We start from the raw sequence: 24,942 nt of genomic DNA on the forward strand, positions 1-24,942 counted from the left end.
CGGGGTCGAGCGCGGCCCAGCGCACCCGGTCCAGCAGCAGGACGCGGACGGCCGGGTCCACCGGGACGGCGAAATCGGTGGCGGCGACCAGCACGGCGGGGCGGGCGGTGTCCAGGATGTGGCCGATGCGCTCGGCCGGGTGCGCCGGGTCGACCGGGACGAAGGCGGCGCCGGTGCGCAGCACCGCGAGCATCCCCGCGACCAGGTCCACACCGCGCGGGAGAGCCAGCACGACCAGCTTTTCCGGGCCGGCGCCCGCTGCCGCGAGCAGCCGGGCGAAGCGGTTCACCCGGTCGTCGAGCTGCCCGTAGGTGAGCGTGCCCGCCTCGTTGACCAGGGCGATCGCGTCGGGGGTTGCGCGTGCGTACTTCCCGAAGCCCGCGTGCAGCAGCTGCTCGGGCACCGGGTGCGCGGTCTCGTTCCAGGCGCCGGTCACCAGGGCCAGCTCGGCGGGGTCGGTGATCGGGATGTCGCCGACCACCACGCCGGAATCGGCGATCACCGCGTGCAGCACGCGGCGGAACTTCACCGCGAACTCCGCCACCGTCGGCTCGTCGAACAGGTCGGTGGCGTAGGTGAACTCGGCGCGGTAGCCCCGCTCCGCGTCGGAGAGCGTGAGCTGCAGGTCGAACTTGGCGAAGCCGGGGTCGAAGTCGACCAGCTCGGTGGCCAGGTCCGGCATGGCGGGCGAGATCGGGCCCAGGTTCTGCATGAAGAGCGCGACCTGGAAGAGCGGGTGCCGCGCCTGCGAGCGGGCCGGGTTCAGCACCTCGACCAGCCGCTCGAAGGGGACGTCGGCGTGCGCGAAGGCGCGCAGGTCGCGCTCCCTCGCGTGCGCGAGCAGCGCCGTGAAGGGCGCCGCCGGGTCGACGGCGGTGCGCAGGACCAGGGTGTTCACGAACATGCCGACCAGGTCGTCCAGCACCCGCTCGCCGCGGCCCGCGACCGGGGTGCCGACGGCGATATCGGTGCCGCCGGAGAGCCGGGCCAGCAGCGTGGCCAGCGCCGCGTGCACCACCATGAACGGGGTCGCGCGGTTGGCCGCGGCCACCGCCTCGATCCCGGACCGCAGCTCGGCGTCGACGGTGAATTCGTGGGTGGCGCCGCGGTAGGAGGCGAGCGGGGGGCGCCTGCGGTCCGCGGGCAGTGTGAGCTCGGCGGGGAGTTCGTCCAGCTCGGTGCGCCAGAAGCCGATCTGGGCGGCGGCGGCGGAGTCCGGGTCGGCCTCGTCGCCGAGCAGCCGCTGCTGCCACAGCGCGTAGTCGGCGTACTGCACCGCCAGCGGCGCGCACTGCGGGGCGAGGCCGTTGCGGCGATCCCGGTAGGCGCGCACCAGATCCCGCATGAGCGGGCCCATGGAGACGCCGTCGGCCGCGATGTGGTGCACCACCAGCACCAGGGTGTGGTCGCCGGGGCCGCTGCGCAGCAGCCGCACCCGCACCGGGATCTCCTCGGCCACGTCGAAGCCCTGCCCGGCCATGGCCGCGACCACCTCGACCAGGTCGTCCGCGGGCACCTCGGCCGGGGTCAGGTCGAAGGCCGGGTGCACCGGGCGCACCACCTGCACCGGCCCCGCCTCGGTCTGCGGGTAGACCGTGCGCAGCACCTCGTGCCTGGCCACCAGGTCGGTGAGGGCGGCGGCGAGCGCGGGCACGTCCAGCCTGCCGCGCATGCGCAGCGCCACCGGGATGTTGTCGACGGCGGCGGTATCGATGTCGTCCGGGCCGGAGCGCTCCACGCCGAGGCGGTTCAGGAACCACATGCGGCGCTGCGCGGGCGAGAGCGGCACCCGGTGCGGGCGGGCGCCCGCGGTGAGCGCCGGGCGCGGGGTGCCCGAGGTGCCCGCGAGCGCGGCCAGCGCGGCCGGGGTGGGGCGCTCGAAGAAGTCGCGCATGTCGAGGGCGCGGTTCAGCTCCGCGCCGATCCGGGCGATGGCCCTGGTGGCGATGAGCGAGTTGCCGCCGAGCGCGAAGAAGTCGTCGTCCGCGCCGACCTCGTCGCGGCCGAGCAGCTCGGCGAAGATCTGCGCCACCGCGGCCTCGGCCTCGTTCTCCGGGGCGCGGTACTCGGTGCCGGTGTTGCCGAACTCGGGTTCGGGCAGGGCGCGCCGGTCCAGCTTGCCGTTGGCGTTCACCGGCATGGCGTCCAGCGCGATCAGCAGGCTCGGCACCATGTACTCGGGCAGCCGGTCGCGCGCGCCGGCCAGCACCGCGGCGGTGTCCAGGGTGCGGCCCTGCCGCGGGACGGCGTAGCCGACCAGGTGGTCGCCGGTGCCGCTCCGGTGCAGCAGCACCGCGGCCTGCGCCACCCCCTCGTGCGCCAGCAGCGCGGCCTCCACCTCGCCCAGCTCGATCCGCAGGCCGCGCAGCTTGACCTGGAAGTCGGTGCGGCCGAGGTACTCCAGCTCGGCCTGGGCGCCGGGCAGCGCGGGCAGCCTGCGCACCAGGTCGCCGGTGCGGTACATGCGCTCGCCCGCCGGGCCCTCCGGCGCGGCGACGAAGCGCTCCGCGGTGAGCGCGGGGCGGCCGACGTAGCCGCGCGCCAGCTGCACCCCGGCCAGGTACAGCTCGCCGACCACGCCGTCCGGCACCGGGCGCAGGGCGTCGTCCAGGACCAGCAGCTCGGTGTCGTCGGCGGGGCCGCCGATCGGGACGCTCGCGGTGTCGTCGGCGGTCACCTCGTGCGCGGTGACGTCGACCGCGGCCTCGGTGGGGCCGTACAGGTTGTGCAGGGTGGCGCCGCTGATCCTGCGGAAGGCGGCGGCGGTCGAGGCGGGGAGCGCCTCGCCCGAGGCGAAGACCAGCCGCAGGTTCTCGGCGGCGCGCTCGATATCGGGCTCGGCCACGAAGACCGCAAGCATGGACGGCACGAAGTGCGCGACCGTGACTCCGGCATCCCGGATGAGGGTCGCCAGGTAGGCGGGGTCGCGGTGGCCGTCGGGGGCGGCGATCACCAGGCGGGCGCCGACCTGGAGCGGCCAGAAGAGTTCCCAGACGGAGACGTCGAAGGTGCAGGGGGTCTTCTGGATGACGGTGTCGTCGGGTTCCATGCGGTACAGGCGCTGGCGCCAGCGGAGGTTCGCCAGGATGGCGCGGTGGGTGACGGCGACGCCCTTGGGGCGGCCGGTGGAGCCGGAGGTGAAGATCACGTAGGCGGTGTTGTCGCCGGTGGGTTCGGCGAGGCTGTGGGTGCTCGCGGCGGGGGCCGTCCGTTCCCACTCGTCGATGGCGAGGAGCGGGACGGGGGTGTCCAGGTGGGGGCGGTCGGGGGTGGTGGTGAGGACGAGGAGGGGGGCGGCGGTGCGCAGGATGTGGGCGATGCGATCGGCGGGGTGATCGGGGTCGACGGGGACGTAGGCGCCGCCCGCGCGCAGGATGGCGTACATGCCGACCAGCAGCTCGATCGAGCGCCGGGCCGCCAGCCCGACCAGCGTCTCCGGGCCGACCCCGAGCTCGGCCAGGTGTCCGGCCAGCCGCCGCACCCTGGCGTCGAACTCGGCGTAGGTCAGCACCTCGGCGCCGAACTCGACCGCCACCGCGTCCGGGGTGCGCTCGACCTGCGCGGCGAACTCGGTCACCAGCGTCTCCACCGGCGCGCAGGCCGCGGGCACCGCCGCCGCCACCAGCACGGCATCGTCCAGCAGCGCGGTGAGCACCGCGCCGAGCGCGCCGTCACCCTCCAGCAGCTCCGGCAGCCGGCCCGAGACCACCACCGAGATGAGCGTGGCCGGGTCCAACCCGTCGCCCATGACCGCGCCCAGCTCCGCCAGCTCGGCGGCGAGCTCGGCGTAGCTCACCGCCCTGTCGCCGTGCCGCAGCGCGGGCCGCTCCGGCTGCGCCGCGGCGACCGCGTCGATCAGCCCGGGCAGGTCGTCGATGCCGTACCCGCGCTCCCCCGCCGTGCGCGCTGTGGACGGGACCGAATCGACGTGGGTCATCGGCGAGTTCCTTCCGAGTCGGAAACCTGGGCGGCGGCGTCGGCCAGCAGGGTCTGCAGTGCGGTGCGGAGGTTCGGGCCGAGCGCCGCGAGCAGGCCGGGGACGAGCCCGGCCAGGGCGACGTTCACCAGGGCCTCGGGTTTGGCCACGGGGCCCATGGCCTTGGCGACCGTGGTCAGCTTGGTGTGCAGCTGGGCGTAGGTCACGGTGTGCTCGCCGTGCGCGAAAGCGGTTGCCTCCGGCGCTGTTTCGGCTGCTTCGGCGACGAGCCCCGGCAGGTCCGCCAGGGTGTGCGCCGCTGAGGCGGGTGTCCGGTCCGCATCCGCCGCAACGCGCGCGCTGTGCCGCGGGTCCGCGGCGGTGCGGGGGGTGCGTTCGGTGGCGGTGCGGATGTCGATGGCGCGGAGGGTGGTGTCCGGGTCGCCGGCGATGGCCGCGCAGACCAGGGCGAAGCGTTCCGCCACGGCCTGGACCGTGCGCTCGTCGAAGAGGTCGGTGGCGTAGCCGAAGCGCAGCTCGAGCCCGCCGCCGGGCTGCTCGAGCACGGTGAGGTGCAGGTCGGCCTTGGCGTCGCCGAGGTCGAGGTCGAGCGGCTCGACGGTGAGGCCGGGGAGCGGCACCGGGCCGGGCGGGTTGTCCTGCACGGTGAGCATGACCTGGAAGAGCGGGCCGTACGCGGCCGAGCGGGCGCGGCCGAGCCCGTCGACCACCCGGTCGAACGGAATATCGGCGTGCGCGAAGGCGGCCAGCTCCCGGCGGCGGACCGCGGTGAGCAGCTCCCCGACGGTGCCGCGCGGGTCGAGCTCACTGCGCAGCACCACGGTATTGACGAACATGCCGACCAGGTCGTCCAGCTCGCCCGCGCCCCGGCCCGCCACCGGGGTGCCGATGGTGAGGTCGGCGGTGCCGGTGAGCTTCCCGAGCAGCACCGCGAGCGCGGTGTGCAGCACGGTGAACAGGGTGCCGCGGTGCTCGGCGGCGGTGCGGCGCAGCTCGGCGGTGCGCCGCGGGTCGAGCGCGGTGGTGACGGTGGCGCCGCGGCCGTCCCTGCGGGCCGGGCGCGGGCGGTCGGCGGGCAGCGCGAGCACCTCGGGGGCGCCCGCGAGTTCGGTGCCCCACCAGGTCAGCTGGGCGTCGGCGACGGCGTCGAGCAGGGTGTGCTGCCAGGCGGTGTAGTCGGCGAAGGTGATCGCGGGGGCCGGGAGGCCCGGGTCCTGCCCGGCCGCGGCGGCGGTGTAGGCGCGCACCAGGTCGGTGGCGAGCGGGACCGCCGAGTAGCCGTCGGCGGCGATGTGGTGCAGGACGACCACGAGGACCCAGTCCCGCGCACCCGCGCGCAGCAGGGTGGCGCGGACCGGGGGCGCGGTCGTCACGTCGAAGCCCTCGCGGACGAAATCCGCGATCGCGGTGGCGTAGTCGGTGACCGCGCGGATGGGGAGCGGCTCCGGGGCCGGGGCCGGCAGGATCTCCTGGACCGGGCCGTCCGGGGTGTCCGGGTAGCGGGTGCGCAGGGGTTCGTGGCGGTGGACGACGGCGGCGAGGGCGGCGCTCAGCGCGGTGACGTCGAGGTCGCCGGTGAGGCGGAGCGCGAGCGGGATGTTGTAGGCGTCGGAGGTGGTGGTCAGCTGGTTCAGCACCCACATGCGGTGCTGGGCCGGGGCCAGCGGGACGGGGGCCGTGCTCGCGCGCGGGGTCAGCGGCGGGCGCGGGGTGCCGAACTCCGGCAGTTTCGCGGCGAGGGCCCGCACCGTCGGCGCCTCGAAGACCGCCGCCACCGGCACCTGGGCACGCAGGGCGGTGCCGAGCCGCGCGGCGAGGCGGGTTGCCAGCAGGGAGGTGCCGCCGAGGGCGAAGAAGTCGGTCTCCGCGGTGATCTCGGGGGCGCCGATGACCTCGGCGAAGGTGGCGGCGACGAGTTCTTCGGCGATGCCGGAGGGTGGCCGGCCGGTGGTTTCGGCGAACTCCGGTTCCGGCAGGTCGGCCCGGTCGACCTTGCCGTTGGGGGTCAGGGGAAGGGCCGGGAGGACGACGATCGCCGCCGGGACCATGTAGGCCGGGAGCTCCTCGCGCAGGGCGGTGCGGAGCTCGGCCGCGAGGGTGGTCTCGGGTGCCGCGACGTAGGCGACGAGCCGCGGGCCGCCCGCGCTCTCGCGGGCAACGGCGACGGCGGCGGTGACCGCCCGGTGGCGGAGCAGGGCGCTCTCGACCTCGCCGAGTTCGATGCGGAAGCCGCCGATCTTGACCTGGAAGTCGGCTCGTTCCAGGTACTCGAGGGTGCCGTCGCGGTGGCGGCGGACCAGGTCGCCGGTGCGGTACATGCGGGTGCCGGTGGAGTACGGGTCGGCGATGAAGCGGTCGGCGGTCAGGGCCGGGTTGCCCTGGTAGCCGCGGGCGAGCTGGGCGCCGGTGAGGTAGAGCTCGCCCGGGACACCGGCGGGGACCGGGTGCAGGCGGGTGTCCAGGACGCGGATTCCGCTGTTCCAGCAGGGGGTGCCGATGGGGACCGTGTGGGCCGGGGGGTCGGTCACCTCGTGCGCGGTGATCGATACGGCGGCTTCCGTGGGGCCGTAGAGGTTCCACAGGGCTACGTCGGGGGCGGTGCGGCGGAGGGTCGCCGCCGTTGCGGCGGGGAGGGCCTCGCCGATGGCGAGTACTCGGCGCAGGGTGGGCGGGATGCCCGTGATCAGGAGCATGGTGAGCAGGGAGGGGACTGCGTACAGGGTGGTGATGCCGAAGTTCTCGGTCAGCGCGCGCAGTCGTTCGGGGTCGCGCTCGGTGCCCGGTTCGGTGACCACGAGCTTGCCGCCGGTGGTGAGCTGGGCCCAGAACTCCCAGACCGAGAGGTCGAAGGTCGCCGGTGTCTTGAGCAGGGTGGCGTCGTTGGTTCGGAGGTCGAACTGATCTGCGAGCCAGCGGAGTTGGTTGACCACGGCGGCGTGCGAGACCGTCACGCCCTTCGGTACGCCGGTGGAGCCGGAGGTGAAGATGACGTACGCCGGGTGCTCCGGGCGAAGCGGTTCTCGCCGCTCCGCATCGGTGATCGGTTCGGTGCCGGTTCCGGACTCGGCGGCGTCGATCACCAGAACCGGACGGTCGGTGGGGATGCGGGGGGTGTCGGGGGTGGTGAGGATGCAGGTGGGGGCGGCGGTGGCGAGGATGTGGGCGATGCGGTCGGCGGGGTGGTCGGGGTCGAGGGGGACGTAGGCGCCGCCGGCCCGGGTGACCGCGTACATGGCGACGACCAGGTCGAGGGAGCGGCGCATGACGAGGGCGACGGTGCGCTCGGGGCCGACGCCGTGCGCCAGCAGGGTGCGGGCCAGGCGGGTGACGCGGGCGTCGAGGTCGCGGTAGCGGAGGGTGGCGCCGGTGGCGGCGTCGACCAGGGCGGGGGCGTCGGGGGTGCGGGCGACCTGGGCGGTGAAGAGGTCGTCCAGGGTGGCGGGGGCGAGGGGGGTCGGCGGGGGCGAGGCGAGGAGCGCGGTGCGCTCGGGGGTGTCGAGCAGCTCGAGGTCGCCGACCGGACGGTGCGGGTCGGCGGTGACGTGGTGCAGGATTCGCACCAGGCGGGTGGCGATGGCCTGCGCGGTGGCGGGGTCGAAGAGGTCGGTGGCGTAGCCGAGCGTCAGCTCGAGTCCGGCGGGGGCGCCGTCGGGCGCGTAGTTGTCCCGCACGAAGAGGTGCAGGTCGAACTGCGCGACACCGTCCTCGAACTCGACGGCCTCGACCGCGAGGCCGGGCAGCTCGAGCGCACCGCGCTCGTGGTTCTGGAAGGAGTAGCCGACCTGGAAGAGCGGGTGCCGCGCCGTGGAGCGCGCGGGGTTCAACACCTCGACCAGCCGCTCGAACGGGACGTCGGCATTGCTCAGCGCCGCCACATCGGCCCGCCTGGCACCGTCGAGCAGCGCGGTGAAGCTCTCCGCGCCGCGCACCTCGGTGCGCAGCACCAGCGTGTTCACGAACATGCCGATGACGTCGTCGAGCTCGGCGGCGCCGCGGCCCGCGATCGGCGTGCCGACGGCGATATCGGCGGTGCCGGAGAGCCGGGCCAGCAGCGCGGCGAAGGCGGCGTGCACCACCATGAACAGGGTGGCGCCGCGGCCGCGGCCGAGCGCGGTCAGCGCGGCGTGCGCCGCCGCGTCCAGCTCGAGGGCGATGCGGGCGCCGCGCAGGCTCTGGTGGGGCGGACGCGGGTGGTCGGTGGGCAGGGTGAGCTGGTCCGGGAGCCCGGCCAGGGTGGTAGTCCAGAACGAGAGCTGTTCGGCGGCCAGTGAATCCGGGTCGGAGTCGGCGCCGAGCAGCGCGTGCTGCCACAGCGCGTAGTCCGCGTACTGGACCGGGAGCGGCGGGAAGGACGGCGCGGTGCCCGCGGTCCTGGCGGCGTAGGCGGTCATGAGGTCGCGGGCGAAGGGGACCAGCGAGGAGCCGTCGGCGGCGATGTGGTGCAGCACCGCCGCGAGCACGTGCTCACGCTCGCCGAGCCGCAGGAGGCGGAGCCGGATCGGGACCTCGGCGGTGACGTCGAAGGTGGTGGCGGCGAGGGTGGCGATCCGGTCGGGAACCTCTTCCGGAGAAGTCCGCACCGGGTGCAGGGCGATGTCACTCACCGGGAGGATCTCCTGCACCGGTTCGCCGTCCAGCATCGGGTAGCGGGTGCGCAGCGACTCGTGCCTGCCGAGCACATCGGTGATGGCGGCGGTGAGCGCCGCGATGTCGAGGTCGCCGGTGAGCCGGAGCGCGAACGGGATGTTGTAGGCGGTCGCGGCAATGCCGAAGCGGTTCAGGAACCACATGCGCTGCTGGGCGGGCGAGAGCGGAATCCGCTCCGGGCGCGGGCCCGCGGTGAGCGCCGGGCGGCGGTCCGCGGTCGCGGCCGTCACCGCCCGCGCGAGCTCGGCGACGCGCGGCGCCTCGAACAGCGTCCGCACCCCGACCGCCCGATCCAGCGCGGCCCCGATCCTGGCGGCGGCCTTCGCGGCCAGCAGCGAGCTGCCGCCGAGCGCGAAGAAGTCGTCATCGGCGCCTGCCCGCTCCAGCCCGAGCACCTCGGCGTACACCGCGGCGACGAGCTGCTCCGCGTGCCCGCGCGGCGCCCGATACCCGGCCGCCTCGAACACCGGCGCGGGCAGCGCCGCCCGATCCAGCTTTCCGTTGACCGTCAACGGAATCCGCTCGACCTCGACCAGCGCCGCCGGAATCATGTGCTCGGGCAGCACCGCCGCCAGCCCCTGCCGCACCGCGGCCGGATCCAGCGTGGCATCCGGCACGATGTAACCGACGACGGCGGCTTCGTCGGCCAGATCGTGCCGGACGATCACCGCCGCCTCGCGCACCCCGGGCACGCGCACCAGCTGCGCCTCGATCTCCCCCAGCTCGATCCGGAATCCCCGCAGGTTGACCTGCTGATCCGCGCGCCCGAGGTACTCCAGGTCACCGGTGGCGGTCCAGCGCGCCAGATCGCCGGAGCGGTAGGCGCGGGTGCCGTCGCCCGCGTACGGGTCGGCGACGAAGCGGCTCGCGGTGAGGGCGGGGCGGTTCAGGTAGCCGCGGGAGAGTTGCAGGCCGGAGACGTAGATCTCGCCGGGCACCCCCGCGGGCACCGGCCGCAGCCGCTCGTCGAGCAGGCGCACGGTGAGGCCGGGGACGGCGCCGCCGATCGCGCCGGTGGCGCCCGGCTCCAGCACGCGGTGCGTGACGTGCACCGTCGTCTCGGTGATGCCGTACATGTTCACCAGCGCGGGCCGGGCCGGGTAGCGGTGCTGCCATTCGCGCAGGCGGGACGGCTCCAGCGCCTCGCCGCCGAAGATGACCGTGCGCAGGGCGTTCGGGGCCGGTGGTTCCGCCAGGTCGGCGGCGATGAGCTGGTAGAAGGCGGAGGGGGTCTGGTTCAGGACCGTGACGCCCTCGGTATGCAGCAGTTCGCGGAACTGCTGCGGGGAGCGGGCCACGAAGTGGTCGACGACCACGACTCGGCCGCCGTGCAGGAGGGCGCCCCAGATCTCCCAGACCGAGAAGTCGAAGGCGTAGGAGTGGAACATGGTCCAGACGTCGGATGGTCCGAAGCCGAACAGGTCCCTCGTGTTGTCGAGGAGGCGCAGGACCGCGCTGTGCGGTACCACCACGCCCTTCGGCCGCCCGGTCGACCCCGACGTGTAGATCACGTAGGCCGGGTGCTCCGGCCGCAGCGGAGCCCTTCGCTCCGCGTCGGTGATCGGCCCGGTGCCGGGGCCGGACAGGAGGGTGCCGGTGACGTCGAGGACCGGGCCGGGGAACCAGCCCGCGGGGAGACCCGCCTCCGGCGAGGTGACGGCGCAGATGGGAGCGGCGTCTTCGAGGACGTAGGCAATGCGATCGGCGGGATACCCGGGATCGACCGGGAGATAGGCGGCACCCGCTTCGAGCACGGCCAGCAACGCCACGATCAGCTCCGCGGAGCGGGGAAGCGCGACCGCGACGAGCGTCTCCGGCCCTGCCCCTGCGGCGATCAACCGCCGAGCGAGATACCGCGCCCGTGCCCCGAGCTCACCGAAGCTCACACCGGCCGACCCGTGCCGCACCGCCACCGCGTCGAGAGACGCCGAAACCTCCGCGAAGCGGGAAACGAGCGTAGCGCCCCCCACCTCGGCGACCGGCGCGGAAACAGCCCACGCGCGCAGCGCGAGCTCCTGCTCCTCCGCACTGAGCAACTGGATATCCCCGACCACGACGGTCGGATCCGCCGCCACCGCGGCGAGCACCTGCGCGAACCGCCGCCCCAGCACCTGCACCGAGCCCGCGGAGAAGAGATCCGTCGCGTAGAGGATCTCGATATCCATCCCCCCGGCGCGACCATCCGCGTCATACGCCTCGACCACGGTGAACTGCAGGTCGAACTTCGCCACCGCGGCCGGCACCGGGTACGGCGCCACGGTGAGCCCGGGCAGCTCCAGCACCGGCGGCGTGAAGTTCTGGAAACTCAGCGCCACCTGGAAGAGCGGATGCCGGTCCGCGGTACGCGCGGGAGCCAGCCGCTCGACCAGCTCCTCGAAGGGGGCGTCCGGCCGGGAGAGATCGTCCAGGTCCCCGGTGCGCACGGCATCGAGCACCGCCTCGAACCGATCGCGCACATCGACGGTGCTCCGCAGCACCAGCGTGTTCACGAACATCCCGACCATGGGGTCGAGCGCGGCGTCACCGCGCCCCGCCACCGGCGTGCCGACGGCGATGTCCGCACTCCCGGAGAGCCGCGCCAGCAGCACCGCCAGCGCCGCGTGCACGGTGCCGAAGAGCGTGCTCTCCCGCTTCCTGGCCAGCTCGCCGAGCTCGCCGTGCAGGTCGGAGTCGATGTACAGGTGGTGCACCGCCCCCCGGTGCGAGGCGGTGGCGGGCCGCGGCCGATCCGCGGGCAGCTCGAGCTGCTCGGGCAGCGCGGCCAGCCGCCGCTCCCAGTAGGTGAGCTGCCGCTCGGTCTCCGGATGCGCCCGCTGCGCCTGCTGCCAGAGCGCGTAGTCGGCGTACTGCACCGGCAGCGGCGCGAGCTCCGGCACCCGCCCGGCGGCGCGCGCCGCGTACGCGGTGGTCAGGTCGGCGGCGAGCGGGGCGAGCGAGAACCCGTCGCAGGCGATGTGGTGCACGATCACCAGCAGGATGTGCTCGTCGGCCGCCGCGCGCACCAGCACCGCCCGCACCGGCAGCTCGGTCGTGAGATCGAACGCCGCCGCCGCGACCAGCCCCGCGACCGCGTCCGCGGTACCGCCCGCGAACTCCGCCGCGCCCGCGTCGACAACCCGCAGCGCGACCCGAGCCTCCGGCCGCACCACCTGCTCCGGCCCGTCCGGCCCATCGGGGTAAACCGTCCGCAACACCTCGTGCCGCGCCACCACATCACCGAGCGCCGCCTCCAGCGCGACCCGGTCGAGAGCACCGCGCAGCTGCAACGCCAACGGCACCGTATTGAGCGTGTCCGCACCGTCGAGGTACCGGTTCACGAACCACATCCGCCGCTGCGCCGCGGTCAGCGGAATCCGCTCCGGCCGCGCCACCCGGACGATCGGCGCCCGCGCCCCCTCCCCGCGATGCCCCGCCGCCCGCGCGGCCAGCCCCGCCACGGTGGGCGCCTCGAAGAGCATCCGCACCGGCAGCGTCGCATCCAGCGCGGCCCCGACCCGGGCCACCACCCGGGTCGCGCTCAGCGAGTTCCCGCCGAGCGCGAAGAAATCGTCGTCCGCCCCGACCCGCCGCACCCCGAGCACCTCGGCGAAGGCAGCGGCCACCGCCTCCTCGGCGAACCCGCGCGGCGCCCGGAACCCGGCCACCGCGGTGAACTCCGGATCCGGCAGCGCCCGCCGATCCAGCTTCCCGGAACCGTTGAGCGGCAACGCGTCCAGCACCACCACGGCCGACGGCACCAGCGCCGCCGGAAGTCGCTCGGCGAGCCCGGAGCGCACCGCCGCCGGATCGAGGTGCCCCGCCCGCCCCGGCACCGCGTACGCCACCAGGTGCTCCCCGCGCAGCAGCACGGCGGCCTGCGCCACCGCGGCATCCGCCCGCAGCACCGCCTCGATCTCCCCCAGCTCGATCCGCTGCCCGCGCAGCTTGACCTGGAAGTCCGTGCGCCCGAGGTACTCCAGCGCACCGTCGGCCCGCCAGGCGGCCAGATCGCCGGTGCGGTACATCCGCGCCCCCGGCCCGCCGAACGGGTCGGCGACGAACCGCTCCGCCGTCAGCTCACCCCGCCCGGCGTACCCGCGCGCGAGCTGCGCCCCCGCCAGGTACAGCTCCCCCGGCACCCCGACCGGCGCCGGCCGCAGCCGGGAATCCAGCACGTAGAGCTGAGTATTGAAGACCGGCTTCCCGATCGGAACGGCGGCCGTGTCCGCCTCGGTGACCTCGTGGTACGTCACATCCACCGCGGCCTCGGTCGGCCCGTACAGGTTGTGCAGCCACGCACTCGTGGAGTCGAGCAGCCGCCGCGCCACCGGCGCGGGCAGCACCTCGCCGGAGGAGAACACATTGCGCAGGTCGGAGAAGTCCCCGAGCCGGTCCTCCGCCACGAAGACCGCGAGCATGGACGGCACGAAGTGCACCGTCGTCACCTGCTCGGCCACGATCACCTCGGCCAGGTAGGCAGGGTCGCGGTGCCCGTCCGGCTTGGCGACCACGAGCCGCGCGCCGGTCTGCAGCGGCCAGAAGAACTCCCACACCGACACGTCGAAGGTCGCGGGCGTCTTCTGCAGTACCACATCGAAGCGGTCCAGCCCGTACTCCTCCTGCATCCACACCAGGCGATTCACGATCGCCGCGTGCGACACCACGACCCCCTTGGGCCGCCCGGTGGACCCGGAGGTGAAGAGCACGTACGCCGGGTTCTCCGGCCGCAGCCCGACCTCGCCGAGCGGCCCGTCCGCGTACCCGTCGAGCTCGAGCGAGCCCAGGTCGAGCACCCGCGCGCCGAGCGAGGCCGGATCGAGGCCACCCCCGGTGAGCACCCACCGCGCCCGCGCCGTCCCCAGCATCTCGGCGATCCGCTCCGCCGGATGCTCCGGATCCACCGGCAGGTACGCCCCGCCCGCCGCGACCACCGCGTACAGCGCGACCACCAGGTCGACCCCGCGCGGCAGCGCGACCCCGACCACGACTTCAGGCCCGACCCCGCGCGCCACCAGCGCCCGCGCCACCCGGTGCACCCGCCCCGCGAACTCCGCGTAGCTCAGCGTCGCGCCGTCGAAGGTGACCGCGGGCGCCTCCGGCGTCGCCGCCGCCTGCGCCTCGAACAGGGAGACCAGGGTGGCGTCCGGATCCACCGGGAAGCCGGTGTCGTTCCAGGTGCGCAGCACCCGCTCGGCCTCGCCCGCGCCGAGCAGCGGCAGATCGCCCACAGCCCGCTCCGGCTCGGCGACGAGGGCGCGCAACAGCAGGGTGAACCGTGCCGCGAGCGCGGCGACCGTCCCCGCCTCGAACAGGTCGGTGGCATACTCCAGCACCGCGGGCAGCGGGCCGTCCGCGCGCTCGGTGACCGTCAGCTGCAGATCGAATTTCGCCGTCGCCGTGTCGATATCGAGCGGCTCGACCGCCAGCCCCGGCAGCGCGGGCACCGCGGGCGGCTCCTGCCGCAGGTCGAGCATGACCTGGAAGAGCGGGTGCCGCGCCGCCGACCGCTCCGGGCTCAGCGCCTCGACCAGCCGCTCGAACGGAATATCGGCGTGCGCGAAGGCCCGAAGGTCACCGTCGCGCACCGCCGCGAGCAGCGCGGTGAACCCCGCCGCCGGATCCACCGCGGTGCGCAGCACCAGGGTGTTCACGAACATCCCGACCACCTCGTCGAGCGCCGCGTCGGCCCGCCCCGCCACCGGCGTGCCGAGCGCGATATCGGTGCCGCCGGTGAGCCGGGCCAGCAACGCCGCGAAACCGGCCTGCAGCGCCATGAAGAGCGTGGTCCCGGTGGCCGCGGCGAGCTCGCGCAGCGCGCCCGCCGTCGCCGCGTCCACGGTGAAGGCGTGCCTGGCGCCGCGCCCGGTGGCGACCGCGGGACGCGGCCGATCGGTGCGCAGCCCGAGCTCGTCCGGCAGCCCGGCGAGCTCGCCGCGCCAGAACCGGAGCTGCTCGGCGAGCGGCGATTCCGGATCGTCGGCGCTGCCGAGCACGGTGTGCTGCCAGACCGTGAAGTCCGCGTACTGCAGCGGCAGCGGGGCGAAGCCGGGCTCGGCCCCGGCGGCACGGGCCGCGTACGCCTGCAACAGATCCCGCGTCAGCGGCGCGATGGACCAGCCGTCCGCCGCGATGTGGTGCAGCGCCACCACCAGCACCGACCGCTCGGCGGCGGTGCGCAGCACGGTGAACCGCACCGGTGCCGCCAGGTCGAGCGCGAACGGCTCGGCGGCCAGCGCGCGCACCCGGCGCGGCACCGCGCCGCTCTCCACCTGCTCGACCGCGACCGGCACCCGCGCCGGGTCCGGCGGCAGGATCTGCTGGCAACCGACCCCGTCCACCGCCGGGTACCTGGTGCGCAGCGCCTCGTGCCTGGCCAGCAGGTCGCCGACCGCGCCGCGGAGCGCGGCCTCGTCCAGCTCGCCCTCCAGCCGGAAGGCCGCGACCAGGTTGTTCGCCACCGACTCGCTGTCGAATCGGTCCAGGAACCACAGCCGCTGCTGGGCGTAGGAGAGCGGCAGCGGCTCCGGGCGGGGCCCGGCCACGGGGGCGGGCAGCCGCCGCACCGCGCCGCGCTCGCCGAGCCCGCGGGCCAGCGCGCCCACCGTCGGCAGGTCGAAGAGCGCGCGCACCGGGACGTCGAGTTCGAGCCGCTCCGCCAGCCGGGCCGCGATCCTGGTGGCGACCAGCGAGTTACCGCCGAGCGCGAAGAGGTCGTCGTCCAGCCCGACCCGCTCCAGCCCGAGCACCTCGCCGAAGACCGCCGCGACGGCGCGCTCGGTCGCGGTCTCCGGGGCGCGGAAGGCGGCGACGGTGAGCTCCGGCTCGGGCAGCGCGCGCCGGTCCAGCTTGCCCGCCGCGGAGAGCGGGAGCGCGTCGAGCAGGACGAAGGCGCCGGGCACCATGTAGGAGGGCAGCAGCTCGCGCAGCCGCTGCTCCAGCACCGCGGCGGGGTCCGGTACCGCGGGCACCACCCAGGCGACCAGCAGCTCACCGGCGGCGTGCGTGTACACCCCGGCGGCGGCCGCGCGCACCTCGGGCTGCGCCGCCAGCGCGGCCTCGACCTCGCCCAGCTCCAGCCGCTGCCCGCGCAGCTTCACCTGGAAGTCGGCGCGGCCGAGGTACTCCAGCTCGCCGGAGCGGTTGCGGCGCACCAGGTCACCGGTGCGGTAGAGCCGCGCCCCCGCGGGCCCGGCGACGAACCGCTCGGCGGTGAGCGCCGCCCTGCCGTGGTAGCCGCGGGCCAGCTGGGCGCCGGCCAGGTACAGCTCGCCGACCACATTGTCCGGCACCGGCCGCAGCCTGCGGTCAAGCACCAGCGCGGTGCTGCCCGGGACCGGGCGCCCGATCGGCACCGGCCCGGGGGTGGCGGCGGGCACCGGCGCGAAGGTGGCGTGCACGGTGAACTCGGTGGGGCCGTAGAGGTTGTGCAGCGCGGCGGTGCTCACCGCGCCGAAGGCGGCGGCCGCGGCGCCGGTCATGGCCTCGCCCGCGACCAGCACCAGCCGCAGCGAGCCGAGCGTCCCGGCCGGGGCCGCCTCGGCGAAGGCGGTGAGCATGGAGGGCACGAAGGAGGTCGCGGTGATGCCGTGCTCGGCGATGGTCGCGGCCAGGTACCCGGCGTCCCGGTGTCCGTCGTGCGCCGCCACCACCACCCGCGCACCCCTGGTGAGCGGCGCGAACAGCTCCCACACCGAGACGTCGAAGGTGGCGGGGGTCTTGAACAGCACCGCGTCGGCGGCGTCCAGCGCGTACTCGGCGCCGATCCAGGCGATCTGGGCGGCCAGCCCGGCGTGCGTGACGGTGACGCCCTTGGGCCGCCCGGTGGAGCCGGAGGTGAAGATGAGGTACGCGGCGTGCTCCGGCCGCAGCGGCCGCAGCCGGTCGGCATCGGTCACCGGGGTGTCGGTGTAGGCGGCGTGCTGCGGATCGTCCACGAACAGCACCGGCAGCGCCCCCGGCCCGAACCCACCGGCTCCCGCCCCGCTCGGAACCGGCAGTTCGCGGAGCCGGGCCGAGTCGTCTACCGCCCCGTTCGGAACCGGCGGCTCGCTGGGCCAGCTCCAGCTGTCCGCCGCCCTGGTCAGCACACAGATCGGCGCGGCATCGGCGAGCACCGCCGCCAGCCGCGCGGCGGGCTGATCCGGATCGACCGGGACATACGCGCCACCGGCCACCAGTACGGCGTGCGCGGCGAGCACGAACTCCAGCGAGCGCCGCATCCCGAGCACCACCCTGGTCTCCGGCCCGACCCCGGCCGCGATCAGCGCACGGGCCAGCCGGGCCGTCTCGGCCGCGAAGTCCGCGTAGCTCAGGGTGCGCGCGCCGTCGGTGACGGCGGGGGCGCCGGGGCTGCGCAGCGCCTGCGCGGCGAGCGGCGCCAGCACGGTGGCGGGCGCGGCGAGCGCGGGAGCGGTACCGAGCGCGGCGATCCTGGCGGTTTCGGCGGTGTCGAGCACCGGCAGATCGCCCACCGGCGTGGCCGGGTCGGCGAGCACGGCGCGCAGCAGCAGGACCAGCGCCCCGGCCAGCCCGTCGATCGTGGCGCGCTCGAAAAGTTCCGTCGCGTACGAGAATTCGGCCTCTACCTCGGCCGGTGCCGAACCTTCCCCGAGCTCGGCACCGACCGGGCGCGTCCTCCGGCTCTCCGAGATCGTGAGCTGGAGGTCGAATTTGGTGACCCCGGTGTCCAGGGTACTGGCGCGCACCTGCGCGCCGGGCAGTTCCAGTGTGATTGCCGTCGCGTTGTCGAAGGCGAGCAGCACCTGGAAGAGCGGGTGCCGCGCCTGCGACCGCGGCGGGTCCAGAACCTCGACGAGCTGCTCGAACGGCACGTCGGCGTGGCCGAAGGCGGCCAGGTCGATTTCGCGCACCGCGCGGAGCAGCTCGGCGAAGGGGACGGCCGGGTCGACGGCGGTGCGCAGCACCAGGGTGTTGACGAACATGCCGACCAGGTCGTCCAGCGCCCGGTGGCCGCGCCCGGCCACGGGCGTGCCGATGGCGATGTCGTCGGCGCCGGCGAACCGGGCGAGCAGTACGGCGAGCGCCGCGTGCCACACCATGAAGCTGGAGACCCCGTGCGCCGCGGCGAATTCACCGATGGCGGCGGCCAGCCCAGCGGGCACCGGCAGCCGGTGCGTGGCGCCGCGGCCGGAGGCGATGGCGGGGCGCGGCCGGTCGGTGGGGAGCGCGAGCGAGTCGGGCAGCCCGGCGAGCCGTTCGGTCCAGTAGGCGAGCTGCCCGGTGCGGTCGAGTTCGTGCTGCCAGAGGCTGTAGTCGGCGTACTGCAGCGGGAGCGGCGCGGCCGGTGCGGCACCGGTCAGCCTGGCGTCGTAGGCGTGCGCGAGGTCGCGGGCGAGCACCCGCAGCGAGAGGCCGTCGGCGGCGATGTGGTGCAGCACCACCAGCAGCGCGAGCGAGCCGTCGTCGACCGCGAAGAGCGTGGCCCGGAAGGGGGTCTCCCGGGTCAGGTCGAAGCCGGCGGCGGCGCCGGCGGCGAGCCTGCCGTCCAGCTCGGCCGCGGCCACCGGGACCGGGGCGTCGAGCACCGGCTCCGGGTCGAGCACCCGCTGGTACGCGGGCGACGGCTGCTCGGCGGCCGGGAAGACGGTGCGCAGCACCTCGTGCCTGGTGACCAGGGCAGCGACCGCGGCGCGCAGCGCGTCCGGCTCGACCGCGCCGGTGAGCCGCAGCACGAAGGGCATGTTGTACCCCGCGCCGCCGCGCTCGAACCGGTTCAGGAACCAGATGCGCCGCTGCGCGGGGGACAACGGAACCAGCGGCGGCCGTTGCCGCGCCCGCAGCTGCGCGACACCGGGCGCGCCGCCGGATCCGCCCGCCCGCTCGACGAGCTCCGCGAGACCGCGCACCGTTGTCGCGGTGAACAGGTCGCGGACGCCGAGCGGGCAGTCCAGGTCGGCGGAGAGCCGGGTGGCCACCTGGGTGGCCGCGAGGCTGTTCCCGCCGAGGGTGAAGAAGTCGTCGTCGCGCCCGACCCGCGCGCAGCCGAGCACCTCCGCGAAGACCCCGGCCACGATCTCCTCGATCGGGCCGGCGGGCGCGGTGTGCACCGCCGCGGTGCGGACCGGCGCGGGCAGCGCCGACCGATCCAGTTTGCCCGACGCGGTCACCGGAAGCGCGCCGAGGACCACGAAAGCCGCCGGGACCATGTACGACGGCAGCGCCGCGAGCGCCGCCGCGCGCAGTTGCCCGACCTCGATCGGGGCCGCCCCCGCTGGCACCGCGTAGGCGACGAGCTGCTTGCCCGCCCCCGCGTCGTCGCGCACCAGCACCACCGCGCGGGCCACGCCGGGCACCGCCGCCAGCACCGCCTCGATCTCGCCGAGCTCGATCCGCAGCCCGCGCAGCTTCACCTGGAAGTCGGTGCGGCCCAGATACTCCAGCTCGCCGGTGGCGGTCCAGCGCACCAGGTCGCCGGTGCGGTAGAGCCGCGCGCCCGGGTCGGCCCCGCCCGACGGGTCGGCGACGAAGCGGGCCGCGGTCAGCCCCGGCCTGGCGATGTACCCGCGGGCGAGCTGTACCCCCGACAGATACAGCTCGCCCGGAGCCCCGACCGGTACCGGCCGCAGCCGTGAATCGAGCACGTGCAACCGGGTGTTGAACACCGGCGCACCGATCGGTACCGAGCGGGAGTCGTTGTCGGTCACCTCGTGGAAGGTGACGTCGACCGCCGCCTCCGTTGGACCGTAGAGGTTGTGCAGCCGGGCGCCGGTGCGCTGCCGGAGCCGCTGCGCGGTGGCGGCGGGCAGCTCCTCACCGGAGGCGAAGACCTGCCGCAGGGGGGTGCGCGCCGGGAACTCCGGGTAGGCGAGGAAGGCATCGAGCATGGCGGGCACGAAGTGCGCCACGGTGACGCCGTGCGCGGCGATCACCGCGTGCAGGTGCGCCGGGTCGCGGTGCCCCTCCGGATCGGCCAGCACGAGGACCGCGCCGACCTGCAGCGGCCAGAAGAACTCCCACACCGACACGTCGAAGGTGGCCGGGGTCTTCTGCAGCACCACATCTTTCGCGGTGAGCTGGTACCGCTCCTGCATCCACACCAGCCGGTTCACGATCGCCGCGTGCGGCACCGCGACGCCCTTCGGCAGCCCCGTGGAGCCGGAGGTGAACAGCACGTACGCCGGATTCTCCGGCCGCGGCGCGGGCAGCGCGACGCCATCGGGGGCGGTACCGATAGCCGCGGCGATATCCAGCAGGGGAATCGCCGCACCACCGGCCGCGGGCAGCGGGGTGTCCGCGGTGACCAGCACGCACGCGGGCGCGGCGGTGCGCAGGATATGCGCCGTCCGCTCGACCGGATGCTCCGGATCGAGCGGCAGATACGCCGCTCCGGCGGCCTGGATCCCGTACAGCGCCACCACCAGCTCGAGCGACCGCCGCGCGTGCACCGCGACCACCGTCTCCGGCCGCACACCCCGCGCGGCCAGCGCCCGGGCCAGCCGCCCGCTCCGCTCGGCCAGCTCCCGGTAGCTCAGCGCCCCCGCCGCCGACCGCACCGCGACCGCGTCCGGGGTGGAGCGCACCTGCGCCAGGAACAGCTCCGGCAGCGTGACCGTCGGCACCGCCCACTCCGTCTCGTTCCAGATCCGGGTGCTCACCTCGAGCTCCAGCTCGGTGGCGACCGGCACGGCGTCCAGCGGGGCCTCCGCCGGCACCGCGGCCAGCCGCTCCAGGAACCCGGCGAACCGCGCGTGGTGCCGGGAGACCTCCTCCGGCGTATAGAGATTCGGGTTCGCCTCGAAATCGACGTGCACCAGGTCGCGGTCGCCGTAGTACACGTTCAGGCTGAGATCCTCCACCGCCCCGGTGGAGATCACGTGGTTGCGGCCGGTGGTCGAGCCGAGCGTCAGATCGGTGCCGAAGAGCATGATGTTCGCCAGCGGCCCGAAGAGCGCGCGCCGCGCGGGCGCCCCCTCGCGCTCGGCGGCGCCGCGGATGTCCTCGTGCCGGTAGCGCTGGTGCCGCAGCGCCCCCGTCACCTCCACCCTGGTGTCGCGCAGCAGCTCACCCCAGGTGCCGCCGACCCCGACCCGGAGCGGGACCACATTGGAGAGCATGCCGCCCGAGCGCCGCAGCACCGCGGTGGTCCGCGCGGTCACCGGCAGGCTCAGCACCACCTGGTCGCGATCGGTGAGCCGGCCCAGGTAGCAGGCGAAGCCGGCGAGCAGCACCACGGCGAGCGTGGCATCGTGCGCGGCGGCGACCGCGGTGAGCCGCTCGGTGAGCCGCTCCGGCAGCACCGCGCCGGCGACGAGGTTGCTCGCCGATCGCGGTGCGGTGCGCCCGGCCAGGCTGGTGGCCTCGTCGAGCCCGGCCACCCGCGCGGCCCAGTGCTCCCGGTCGGCGACGAAGCGGCTGCTCTCCCGGTAGCGCAGCTCGGCATCGGCGAGCTCGGTCAGCGCGCCGGGGCGCACCGGCGCGGCCTCGGTGCCGGAGATCCGCGCGGTGTACAGCTCGGCGATGCGGGTTGCGCAGGCGAGCGCGCCGAATCCGTCGAGCACGATGTGATGCGCCCGCATGTACCAGAACCAGCGCCGCGCACCGACCCGCAGCGCGGCGCCGGCGAAGAGCCGGTCGGCGAGCAGGTCGACCGGGCGCCCCGCGTCCCGCCGCATCCAGGCGTGCCCGGCGGCCACCGGGTCGGCGTGCCCGCGCAGGTCGACGACGGAAAGGGAGACGTCCAGCGCCGGGTCCACGAGCTGGAAGGGGATCCCGTCGCGCTCGCCGAGCCGGACCAGCGCCGACTCGTACTCCGCGGCGGCGACCCGCGTGACCTCCTGCAGCAGCTCGGTGTCGAGCTCGCCCTCGACGTCGACGTACTGGGCGACATTGATCGGGACCTCGGGCTCCAGCAGCTGGGCGTACCAGACACCCAGCTGCGCCGGGGCGAGCGCGAACGGTTCGGTGCCCTGGGTCCCGCCGTCGTTCCGCACGCCGGCCCCACCCGTCTCCGTACCCTGCACCAGAGCCTCCTAGCTACCGATTCCGTTGTCGCCGAACGGTTTTCGGGCAGCACAAAGAGACCTGCGCTGCCGCGGGGTGTTGACTGCGCGAAATGCCGCGAGGGCTCGCGCGGATCCTCGAATGTGAACGAATCGGCGGCCGCCGTCCCCGGTGGCCACCACCCTCGGCGGTGTCCGCCCGCCGGGGCCGGTTCAGCTGTCCTGACTCCTCACCATCGCGCCGCGGGTGTCGTCACCGCGACCTGTTGCCTACCTCACACGGATTCCGTCCGCGCATTGCGACACTATGTCCTGCGTTAAAAAAACGGAACTTTTTCATCCAAAAAACCTGGGCGATTGTCCAGAAGTTGCCGGGTGCCCGGACAATCCGGGCACGAAAGTGTTCCGGACCACATTCAGCGGCCGAATGTGACCTGTGGCACCGACGATGGCCGAGACTATGGGGCGAAACGTTGCATCCGCGTTGCATCGGCGCCGAGCCGGCGATCGAGAACCCGGATCTTCGCCTCGATCTGCGCATACAGCGGGGATTCGCGGTCGACGGTGGCGCGATATGCCACCCAGGCGTCGGGGTCGTCGCGGCCGTCGGGGCCCGCGGTCCAGCGGCGCAGCACGGCGGAGTCACCGGAGTTCAGCACGGCCGCGCGCAGCCGCACCCGCAGCTCGTCGCGGATGTCGAGGATGCCCGGCGCGTTCGAGCGCGGCAGCACCGGCCCGGCGTAGAGCCGCAGCGCGGCCTCGACATCGCCGGAGTCGAGCGCGGCGCGCAGCGCCTCCACATCGGTGGTCACGTGGGTGCGCAGCCGGTAGGGCCGGGAGCCGAAGACGGCGGGGCCGACCACCGCGCGCAGCCGGGACATGGCGGCCCTGATGGTGCCGTTGTCCAGGTCGGTGTCGTCGAGCAGCAGCGCCAGGTGGTCGGCGCCGAGCCCCTCGGGGTGCTCGGTGAGCAGCAGCAGGATCTCGGCGTGGCGCTGGGAGAGCAGCACCCGGCCGGTCGGTGTGGAGAGCTGCGGCTGGCCGAGGCCGAGCACGTCGAGCCCGAGCCTGCCGATCGGCGCGGCGGCGCCCGGGTCGTCCGGGGAGCCGTGCCGCTCGGCCCGCATGGCGCGCAGCACCAGGTCCATCTCGGCGGCGGTGGCCGCCGCCTTGACCAGCGCGAGGATCTCCGGCCGCGCGACCCGGACACCGCCCGCGATCATCAGCACCCCGACCAGCCTGCCGTCCGGCGCGTGTACCGGGGCGGCCGCGCCGGTGATCTGGTGCATGCGGTGCAGGAAGTGCTCGGGGCCGTGGATCCAGGCCGCCCGGCCGGTGCGCACCACCAGGCCGACGGCGCTGGTGCCGATCCGGCGCTCGCTCAGGTCGTCACCGGCCCGCAGCCCGATCTCGGCGACCGCGCTCACCAGGTCCTCGTTGCCGTGCACGGTGAGCACCCGGCCGAACTGGTCGGCGACCACCACGATGAGCCCGCTGCGCGCGGCGTCCTGCACGAGGAGCTTGTCGATGAGCGGCATGAGCACGGCGATCGGGTGCGCGTCCCGGTAGCGCTGCAGATCGGCGCCGCGCAGCCCGCGGCCGTCCACCGGATCCAGCGGATCGAGCCCGGAGCGTACGCACCGCAACCACGATTCCAGGACCAGCGGGCGCAGCAGACCGGCGAGCTGCGACAGCTGCTCGCCACCCGCGCCGAGGTACCCGTGAGCCTGGGCGGCATAGGTCTCCAGCGCACCGAGCTCGGAGCCGTGCTCCGCAGGCGCTGATAAACCGTCGCGCGGTCCGGGAGCGACGCCGTCTTGCTGCCCTGGAGGCCGCCCACCCGCAAGATTGCTGACCATTAGCCTTTCTTTCCCCCCCAAACTGTACCGGCGCGTAGGTTCCGGACGGGGCGGATGGCCCCTTTGTCCTTCACCTCACAACGCGAACCGCGGTGGGGAAATTGTGACCTATTAGTCCTTCAGATTATCCGCGCATGCCGGAAGCGATCCGCTCGGCGAGCGCGACGACCGTCGCCTGCGGCCCGCGGGCCAGCGGGACCGGCACGATCGAGAGGTCGGCGATCCACAGGTCGTCCAGGCCGTACAGCCGTCCCATCCGGTCCACCACCGCAGCGTCGTCACCCGCTGTCCCCATGCGACAGGACCCGGCCAGATGTTGCGACGTGGTGAGAATACCGGGCAGCCCGGCCGCCGCGGGGGGCCGTACGGCGCCCGTCACCCCGGCCATCCGGGACAGCAGCTCGGCCGCGGTGTCCAGCCCGTCGAGCATGTGCCGCCGATCGACGGCGGAGGCCAGATGGTTGTGTTCGATCACAGGGGGGATCCGCGGGTCGGCGGCGCGCACCCGGAGCGTGCCGGTGGTTGCCGGGCGCATGAGCGCGACCCCGATCCGGCGCACCGCGGGCGCGAACTCCAGCGCGTACGGCCGCACCTCCACCCCGTCCAGCTCCAGCACGGTCTCCAGTGCCACCGCGCCGATACGCCGCGCCGAGACGCGGTAATCCAGCCCGATCTCCGGGTGGTCGGCGCAGTGCCGCCCCACCGGCGCCGCCAGCACCGGCTCGATCCCGGCGGCGCGCAGCTCGTCCGGCGGGCCGATACCGGAGCGCAGCAGCAGCGCCGCCGATTCGATGGCGCCCGCGCAGAGCACCACCCGGCCCGCCCGGATGACCTCGGTCTCCGTGCACACCCCGGCGACCCGGCCGCGCTCGATCAGCAGCCGGGTGACCGCCGTGCCCCCGCGCAGCGTGAGGTTGGGCCTGCTCAGCGCGGGCAGCAGGTAGCGGGAGCCGGTGTCCGCGCGCAGCGGGCCGTCGAGTGAGCAGGGCACCGGGCCGACGCCGGTGGCGGGGGCGGCGGGGGCGTTCCAGTCCGGCACCGCCGGAAAACCCGCGGCCAGCGCGGCGGCGGTGAAGGGGTCGTCCGGCGCGGCGGGGCGGCGCACCGGGATGGGGCCGCCGGTGCCGTGGCCGGGCGCGGCGCCGAAATCCAGGTCGTGCTCGAGCGCCGCGAAGGTGGGCGCGAGCGCGGCGGCGCTCCAGGTGTCGTCGCCGGTCCGCGCGCACCACGCCGCGAGGTCGGGCGCGGGCGGGCGGATGAAGTAGGCCCCGTTCACCGCGCCGGAGCCGCCGAGCACCGCGCCGCGCACCAGGGTGGCGGCGACCGGGGCGCCGCCGGCGTACCCGAGCACCGCCGGGTAGTGCCGCAGCCACGGCGCGGCGGGGTCGAGCGGCAGGGTCGCGGCCTCCAGCAGCCCGGGCGGGGCCTGCGCCGGGGTCGCCCAGACCGGGCCCGCCTCCAGTACCAGCACGGCCCGCGCGGGGTCCGCGCTGAGCCGGGCGGCGACCACGCAGCCCGCGGTCCCGGCGCCGACGACCAGCGTGTCCGGCTCCGGCCGCAC

The 24,942-nt window shown here is 74.8% G+C and carries 4 protein-coding genes (1 of these 4 cut by a window edge); all 4 read right to left on the reverse strand.

What is annotated here, in order from left to right:
- Nucleotides 1-3,937, reverse strand: the start of a protein-coding gene (locus AB0H71_RS25080; protein ID WP_357025475.1) for a non-ribosomal peptide synthase/polyketide synthase. 21,344 nt of this gene lie to the left of the window's left edge; the window shows 3,937 of its 25,281 coding nt (coding positions 1-3,937); it begins with the start codon at nt 3,935-3,937; the stop codon falls past the left edge of the window.
- Entirely contained in the window at nt 3,934-21,543 is a 17,610-nt protein-coding gene (locus tag AB0H71_RS25085) for a non-ribosomal peptide synthase/polyketide synthase (protein ID WP_357025478.1), read from the reverse strand. The genes AB0H71_RS25080 and AB0H71_RS25085 overlap by 4 nt, the downstream gene beginning before the upstream one ends.
- Before the next feature lie 437 nt (nt 21,544-21,980).
- Complete coding sequence (locus tag AB0H71_RS25090; RefSeq protein ID WP_357025481.1) at nt 21,981-23,381, reverse strand: GAF domain-containing protein; 1,401 nt, start codon at nt 23,379-23,381, stop codon at nt 21,981-21,983.
- 124 nt (nt 23,382-23,505) lie between these two features.
- Entirely contained in the window at nt 23,506-24,942 is a 1,437-nt protein-coding gene (gene mftG / locus AB0H71_RS25095; RefSeq protein WP_357025484.1) for a mycofactocin system GMC family oxidoreductase MftG, read from the reverse strand.

The organism is Nocardia sp. NPDC050697, assembly GCF_040654395.1.
Lineage (GTDB): Bacteria > Actinomycetota > Actinomycetes > Mycobacteriales > Mycobacteriaceae > Nocardia.